The sequence below is a fragment of the Aerococcus sp. L_32 genome (assembly GCF_050689315.1).
Window position 1 is genome coordinate 1 of record NZ_JBOEQF010000735.1, and the last position, 897, is coordinate 897.

General features: G+C 42.7%; 1 protein-coding gene. It reads right to left on the reverse strand.

What is annotated here, in order from left to right; genetic code table 11:
- Positions 1 to 134 precede the first annotated feature (134 nt).
- Positions 135 to 897: GerMN domain-containing protein (locus ACRCJ0_RS16050; RefSeq protein ID WP_431391167.1), on the reverse strand; the 763-nt coding region annotated here is incomplete at its 5' end.

An 897-nucleotide genomic window follows, 5' to 3' on the forward strand; every position in this document is an offset into this window, starting at 1 on the left:
TGACTTTTTCATCCTAGTTTACTACTATTTTAAAAAAGGCAAGCAGTTTTTGCTGAGCACCCATTATTAAACGCCCAGCTAGATTCAGGCTGAGCGTTCATTTTGTCATCTTTATCTGTCGATTTACCTGTCATTCAAGGCTGAATATTTTCAGGGACTTCGTATAATGGATAAGCTTTGGTTAATTCAACAACCCCCTCAATGACCATATAGTCGCCTTCAATAGTAGGTTGAATGTAGTCAGCATTATAATACTGGACCACCGTTGCCATCATGGCATCCAACTTAGCCTTCCCTTGTGGATCATCCGCCAATTCACTGATATTTTCGCTAAAGTCAACATAGACATTCTTGCCCGCTCTTGGGTCCTGACCGTCAACACTGATGCTATTGATATCAACACTGTTAGCCATCATTTGTTGGTCCGCGCTGTTGCCACCCTGGAAAATCTGCGTGAATTTCAGCGCCATATCATTATTGGTCGTCATAGCCACCGTTTCATTTGCTTGTTCAAATTCACCTTCGCCATTTGGATAGTAGAAAGTAACCTCCTCACCCCAACCTTCAAAAGATAACTGACTCAAAATTTGAGTGACGAAATAATCCGCTTCAGGGTCAGTACTTTCATCTTCTGCGTAAACCAGTCCCACATCTGGGGCATAATACTCTCTTCGAATACTATTTTCACTGTATTCACTGATCTCTAAAGTCTCGTAAGTGCCAGTCTTCGTTTCAACAGGCACATCGATACCAGTGATTTCACGTTGCCGTCCGTCACTATCAAAAGTATGGCCCACTTCAATCGGCCCCTCAATCAAGACTCTCGTTGGCTCATCTATTTGGGTAATCATATCGCGGGTCAATTCTTCATGGCTATAAGTTTCTGACTTGGTCACG